The sequence below is a fragment of the Microcystis sp. M_OC_Ca_00000000_C217Col genome (assembly GCF_007095585.1).
Lineage (GTDB): Bacteria > Cyanobacteriota > Cyanobacteriia > Cyanobacteriales > Microcystaceae > Microcystis > Microcystis panniformis.
In genome coordinates this window covers 1-6,021 of sequence record NZ_SFBV01000354.1, presented here as the reverse complement: position 1 = coordinate 6,021, position 6,021 = coordinate 1, and the positions used below count along the sequence as shown (strand labels likewise).

The 6,021-nt window shown below is 42.4% G+C and carries 8 protein-coding genes; 2 read left to right on the top strand and 6 right to left on the bottom strand.

Translation table 11 applies throughout. The annotated features are described in order from the left end of the window. Positions 1-229: 229 nt before the first annotated feature. On the bottom strand, positions 230-793 hold the full coding sequence (locus tag EWV66_RS22915) for a thylakoid membrane photosystem I accumulation factor (RefSeq protein WP_052278334.1): 564 nt from the start codon (positions 791-793) through the stop codon (positions 230-232). A 445-nt stretch (positions 794-1,238) separates the two neighbouring features. Between EWV66_RS22915 and EWV66_RS22910 the strand changes: the two genes are divergently transcribed. Both EWV66_RS22910 and EWV66_RS22905 read left to right on the top strand, forming a co-directional pair. Then, on the top strand, positions 1,239-1,733 hold the full coding sequence (locus EWV66_RS22910; protein ID WP_052275249.1) for a J domain-containing protein: 495 nt from the start codon (positions 1,239-1,241) through the stop codon (positions 1,731-1,733). Between the two features lie 5 nt (positions 1,734-1,738). Further along, a complete protein-coding gene (locus EWV66_RS22905) occupies positions 1,739-2,011 on the top strand; it encodes a DUF3143 domain-containing protein (RefSeq protein ID WP_052275248.1) in 273 nt (90 codons plus the stop codon). A gap of 38 nt (positions 2,012-2,049) precedes the next feature. Here EWV66_RS22905 and arsS read toward each other — a convergent pair whose 3' ends face one another. From arsS to EWV66_RS22880, 5 genes are all read right to left on the bottom strand, one after another. Further along, positions 2,050-3,027, bottom strand: coding sequence for an arsenosugar biosynthesis radical SAM (seleno)protein ArsS (gene arsS, locus EWV66_RS22900; RefSeq protein WP_287107538.1), 978 nt, complete (start codon positions 3,025-3,027; stop codon positions 2,050-2,052). A 371-nt stretch (positions 3,028-3,398) separates the two neighbouring features. Then, a complete protein-coding gene (gene arsM, locus EWV66_RS22895; RefSeq protein WP_287107537.1) occupies positions 3,399-4,373 on the bottom strand; it encodes an arsenosugar biosynthesis arsenite methyltransferase ArsM in 975 nt (324 codons plus the stop codon). Between the two features lie 326 nt (positions 4,374-4,699). After that, on the bottom strand, positions 4,700-4,930 hold the full coding sequence (locus EWV66_RS22890; RefSeq protein ID WP_052275246.1) for a type II toxin-antitoxin system RelE/ParE family toxin: 231 nt from the start codon (positions 4,928-4,930) through the stop codon (positions 4,700-4,702). Between the two features lie 2 nt (positions 4,931-4,932). After that, on the bottom strand, positions 4,933-5,106 hold the full coding sequence (locus EWV66_RS22885; protein ID WP_287116048.1) for a hypothetical protein: 174 nt from the start codon (positions 5,104-5,106) through the stop codon (positions 4,933-4,935). A gap of 175 nt (positions 5,107-5,281) precedes the next feature. Beyond that, complete coding sequence (locus EWV66_RS22880) at positions 5,282-5,851, bottom strand: Uma2 family endonuclease (protein ID WP_052275244.1); 570 nt, start codon at positions 5,849-5,851, stop codon at positions 5,282-5,284. Positions 5,852-6,021: the final 170 nt, after the last annotated feature.

Here is a 6,021-nt window from a genome sequence, read left to right as displayed (position 1 = left end):
TGATAATTGACCACTGTTGCATTTGGTAAATCGAGGAGTTGATCAAAATTTATCCACATAACCCACCTCCTGTTCTGTGTTACTATTATACCATGCTCACACAGAACCTAGAAGAGCCATAAAAACAATAGGTAAATAATTTTATTTTTCCTAAAAACAAGATAGAGACGCTGCTGACAGCATCTCTAAATGATTATTTTTGGTTCAATTGAGGATAAAAAAGAGGTAACTAGCGCAATTCGGCGTTAAACTCGTTAAAAGAGCGTCTTTTTAACTCTACCGATTCTGATCGAGGCAGAAGATCAAAAACCTTTCTTAAGACATCATCCACATCTTCGTATTTAACATTGCCCAAACCATCATAAACCACTTTACCCTGTTGGTCTAAAACCACTGTTTGGGGAACCCCGCCGCGATAATAGTAACCCGGTTCATCGGCACGATAGGAAGACTTTAAGGGGATAGAATCGACACTTACGGGGATAATACTGGCGGCGCGACCATAAAACTCTTGAAAACGGGAGACAATTGCCGCAAATCGCTTACAATCGCTACTATCATCCAGATAATAGACAATAATAGCCGGAATTTTCCGTTGAAAAGTTTCCGCTAAATTTAAACGCGGTGGTACGAGGGAACCATTACCCGCATAGACCACAAAAATATTACCATCAAGGCGATCGTCATCGATTCCCGCATAGGCGCTAGGGGTTAGCCAAGGAGAGAAACTCGTCAGAGCAACAATGAGAAAGACAAGACAGATCCGAAGACGCAGCCGATAACGAGATTTCATGATCAACAGGGTTAGAATATTAAGACAATTTTTAGTTTGACATACCCCACGCCGTAAACGGACGTGGATTCTTCTAGCATCACTGCTGAGAATTTCTGGCTCAACGAGTCCACTTGAATTAGATTCCTGGCGAAATCCCACCCAGAGGTGGTTCTCTCCTCAGACTTTCGCTCCCTTACAGAAGCCTGTTTTCGTATGCCCTACGATACAGTTCAAAACCTCTAAAATAATTGGTTTCTCTGGTACTTGACGCTTAGAGCTTTTACCTATAGGAGCATTCCCCTATAGAACCCCATAACTCTAGTTTTCAAGGTGCGTTCATCCTGCGATGACTGGGTTTTTTAAGCGGTTGCTTACCCGGCCCGCTATTCTTAATATCATACATCACATAAAGTCGCCCTAAAAGGGCGAGGCTTTAAACCCAATTTTTAGTGTAAAAAATCTTGTGACCTTCGAGCGCGATAATTCCCAAACTACCCCGCGAGTCATTGCCGCTAACTCGCACTTTGCCGATACCTATTATGCCATTCTAGGACTACATCCGAGCGCCTCAGTGATCGAAGTGCGACGCGCCTATCGGGAACTAAGCAAACGATACCACCCCGATACTACCGAACTCAGCCCCGAAGTGGCAAAGGTTAAATTCCAGCGTCTTAACGAAGCTTATGCCACCCTGAGTAATCCCGATCGCCGTTCCCTGTATGATTTACAGATAGGTTACTCGCGCTGGAATGTCATCCAAACCATCCCCGATAGCGATCAACCCATAGCTAATCGTAGCGCCTATCTCGATCCGACTGATCGGCCCCTATCTTCGGGAGAGATTTTTGCTTTGTTTATCTTGGCACTCACCCTGCTCGGCTGCTTGTTACTGGCGGTGATTATTGCTATGCTTCGAGGAGAGAATGCTGTCACTGTAGCCCAATTATTTTTGATTTAGATGCGATGAAGATTCCCACTGCTGATACTCCCCTCTATAATCATCCCTTACCGGCGATCGAAGCATGGCTAGTTAAATTAGGTTGTCGGAAAAATACCGAGAATGTCCACTGTTGGACTGTGGAAAAACCGACATGGAAAGCGGAAATCTGCCTCGATATCGAAGAAATCACCGTTCGTTACCTTCGGGCAGCCAATGACGGCAGTGACATCAATCGCGCTTTTAAATACTCCCTGAGTCGCCAAGATATCGAATCGGCGGTTTTTTCTGGTCCCTAATCATCGGCCAAACTTTTGACTATTTCCAGTACACTTGTTCAGACTGAAATCAAAGCTCCCCCACAACTGGAACCGCTGCCGGCAGTGCAACCGTAGCAATAGGAAGCGGTTTGTACCTCTGTAATTAGCTCTAAAGTACCCGCTTGTAATAAATCCGGCAGGGTTAATTTTTGGCCTTGACTGGTGCAAGCGGCCAGACCCTCCATCTGATTAAAATCGCAGTCATAGATATTACCCAAATAATCGATCGAAAGCTGATTACGACACATCAAATATTCGACAGTATCGCCATTAAAATGGTCTTCGAGGAATTGAAGATAGGGTTGATAGAGTTGCTGGTGTTCCAGATGGAAGCGCGTCCTGCCGACGGGTAGGTTAGTGATAGTAAACAGATTGTTAAAAGAAATATTAAAATGTTCTTGCAAGAACTTTTTGTAATCCTGTGTTAGGGATACCTGATCCGGTGTGAGAGAAAAATTCTCTGACTTAGGAATCTGGGGATTATAGACTAAATCCACAATCAAATTCGGCTCTTGAGCGTAGCCAAGACGGTTTAACCATTGTAAAGCAGCAATCGATCGATCATAGACTCCCAGACCGCGCATTTTATCCACATTATCGGCAAGATAACAGGGTAAAGAAGCCACCACCCGCAGCTGATGTCCAGCGCAATATTCAGGAATATCAGTAAATCCTTTCTCGAAATAAATAGTTAAATTCGAGCGCACAATTACCTCTTTTCCCGCTTTTCTAGAGGTTTCCACAATTGGTTTAAAACCGTAGAGCATTTCGGGAGCGCCGCCAGTCAGATCGACGGTTTTAATTTGGGGAAATCTTGCGATCAGTTCGATAATTTGTTCGCACACTTCTGGAGTCATTTCTTCGGAGCGAACTGGACTAGCTTCCACATGACAATGGCTACAAGCAAGGTTACATTTTTTTCCCAAATTAATTTGCAGAACCGAGATTTTTTGCTTAGTTAAAGGAGTTTTTAGTTTCTCGAAAAAAGGAGTCATGGGAGAGTAATCAGTGAACAGTAATCAGTAATCAGTAATCAGTAATCAGTAATCAGTAATCAGTAATCAGTGAACAGTAATCAGTGACCAATAATTTGTGTGATAATTTTTGCTTATGGAGTCGTGAAATGCTTATCGGGCAAGACTTTTAGGGCTATTTTGCGGATATTCTATCAGTATAGACCTCGTTTCCACACAGAAACCAGAAGAGCCTGATAAGTAGGGAGGCACAATTATTTATAGGATGGGTTAGCGGTAGCGTAAACTATGCGGGCGTTGGGTTTCATGCTTCAACCCAACCTACGTTCATCTTATATTTAATTCCTGATAACTGATAACTGAGGGATCGAACTTGTCTCGACCGTACTTTTTTAACAGCAACCGCCCCCATTATAGTGCCAAGTGGACTCGGTGATGAGGATATCTTGGGGAGAGAAACGAGCCAAGTTGCTCGCAGTTTTATCACAGACGGCCACTGGCAATCCTTTGGCTAAAATATGTCCAGCACCATCATCAAAAATTGCCTCCGTACCAGTATAAATAGCAGTTTTGCCGGTAAAAATACAGGCCCCATCTTCGGGAATAGCTACTTTAAAAGCCACGGAATCTAAACTTTCTAAGAGGAGCGGCTCGGCTAAATTATAACTCTGACAGTCCAGTAAACGATAGGGACGACGGGCCCGAATTTCTACCTGACCAAAACCAGCAGCGATCAACTGTTGAATATAATCATCGTAGGTCAAGGCCCCCGATAGACACATAGCGCGTAAACGCTGATCTTCTTGCAAATGTTCGGGAATTGGACGAGGGGCGATCGGATCACTCATCAGTAAACGTCCTCCCGGTTTTAAGACGCGAAAAGCTTCCCGTAAAGCTAACTGTAAATCGGCTGGTTTAAAGATATTAAAAAGACAATTCTGCGCCACTACATCGACGGAGGCATCCTCCACCGGCAATTCAAAGGCAGAACCATCTCTAATTTCCACAAAATCGAGACTAAACCAGGGATTTTCCAGCAGCGCTTCGCTGAGATTTCTTTGGGCTGCCCAACGCATTTCTGGCACTGGATCTACCGCAATCACTCCCCCCGGACGACGGGAAAAATAGGCGAATTGCAGTGCTTCTAAACCACCACCCACACCCACATACAAAACCCTAGGAGAATTGCCTAATTCATTGGCCTGCACCGTCGTGCCACAACCATAGTTCATCTCCTGCATAATGGCAGGGATTTTTAACCCCAGTAGTTGCAAAGGACTGCTTTGAACACAACATAGCCCCACTTCGGGAGTTTGGGCCACTTCGCTGTAAAATTTGGCAGTAGCTTCCAGATAAGTCATTTTCATCCTTTAAACTCCTTTTCTCTGATCAATTCAAGGACCGACTTCACATCCTCGCCCAACGCTATCGTAGCATTCCTACTGACCTATAAGCGGTTAAAATTCGTCTTAGCTTATCTTGATGCTCCGGGATCTCGAAATAAGTACCTAGGCAAAATTATTTACACATGACGATCATTGCCCCGTAAGGGTTTTAGCTCGATCGGGCAGGTAATTAATTTTGCATGACTACTTACCGCAACGCCGAAACCTGCGGGATCGCTTTCTAGTCTAGCCTATTTTCTATACACCTGATCGTGACTACCAATATCAATTAACAAGATGATAACTTCTCAATATTCTCCATCTTCCGAAAAACTAAAAATAATTCGACAATCGTAAGCCACAGTACAAGACCATAACCCTTCTAAATTACCACTTAACCTATGGGTTTTTAAAGACAGTGTAAATGGGTCTTCTGCCAGCTTTCTAAGTACATCGAAAATTTTAGGTTTTAACTGGGGATTTTTCTTGATTAGCTTCTTAAACGAACGCTTAAACCCATCACTCCATATTAGAGCCATTGTTAATCCTCATTCAAATCAGCAATCAAATCTTCTGCGGTTCCCCTTCTGGCTGTTCCAGTAGCGATCGCCTGTTTCAATTCCTTAAAATTAGCTAAAATTTCTCTTTCTCTTCCTTTAGCTCTATATTGGTGGAAACGAGGTCTATACTGATAGTTTATTCCGCCAAATAGCACTAAAAGTCTTGCCTGATAAGCATTTCACGATTCCATAAGCAAAAATTATCACACAAAGTCGAGAAGAGCCAAATCTCTAACAATGACTCTTGTTCATCCTCTGATAAATTCTCAAAAGATTTGATCATTTCTTGCAAAGTCATCATTTTACCTCTTAAACTATTTTCCTTATATTTTAATTATTTTCAAAGATAATTTTATGGTAAACATCTGCGATTACTATCTGAATTTCCAAAGAATTTAAATGAATTATCGTATCATATTCATAAGCTGTAAACACCCAGCAATCGCCTTCCTTTTGAAAATGTTCAATATAACATTTTTCCTGAGAAATCAATAAATATTCATGAAAAGTTGCAATGGTTCGATAAGCGGCCAACTTTTCTTCTCTGTCGTAACTTGCCGTTGCAGCAGACAAAACCTCAGTAATCAAAACAGGATTAATTAAAGTATCTTTGCGTCCTTCTTGATAAGTGAGAGGTTCAGGCATCACCATAATATCAGGATAGGTAGCTATTTGACGCTCAGGTATCCATAAACGCTGATCGGTGACAAAAACGGCATAGGGTTGATTCTTTAGTCCAGTATATAAAGCCACTAATAAATTACTAATAATGCGATTATGAGTCGGTGTTCCTCCTGTCATAGCAATAATTTTTCCATCCAGATATTCATGACGAGTTTGGGATTGTATTTCCTGCTCAAAATATTGACTAAGAGTATATTTTCCAGTGAGAGCGGTCATAATGATGATTGTTTGAGAATAAGCATTTTGCAGCGTTTTTCATTGTTCCCCAATTCTAACAACAAAAAAGCACCCCCTCGCGGGAGTGCCTTTTCATTCAGACTAGGAATTAACCATTGATAGCAGGAGCGGTCAGAGCCACAGGAGCCTGTTCACCACTAGCTAAGTCT

Bases quoted from the DNA above. Each gene is read 5' to 3' on its own strand.
- EWV66_RS22915 (WP_052278334.1), bottom strand. From the start codon at position 793: ATGAAATCTCGTTATCGGCTGCGTCTTCGGATCTGTCTTGTCTTTCTC.
- EWV66_RS22905 (WP_052275248.1), top strand. From the start codon at position 1,739: ATGAAGATTCCCACTGCTGATACTCCCCTCTATAATCATCCCTTACCG.
- arsS (WP_287107538.1), bottom strand. From the start codon at position 3,027: ATGACTCCTTTTTTCGAGAAACTAAAAACTCCTTTAACTAAGCAAAAA.
- arsM (WP_287107537.1), bottom strand. From the start codon at position 4,373: ATGAAAATGACTTATCTGGAAGCTACTGCCAAATTTTACAGCGAAGTG.
- EWV66_RS22890 (WP_052275246.1), bottom strand. From the start codon at position 4,930: ATGGCTCTAATATGGAGTGATGGGTTTAAGCGTTCGTTTAAGAAGCTA.
- EWV66_RS22880 (WP_052275244.1), bottom strand. From the start codon at position 5,851: ATGACCGCTCTCACTGGAAAATATACTCTTAGTCAATATTTTGAGCAG.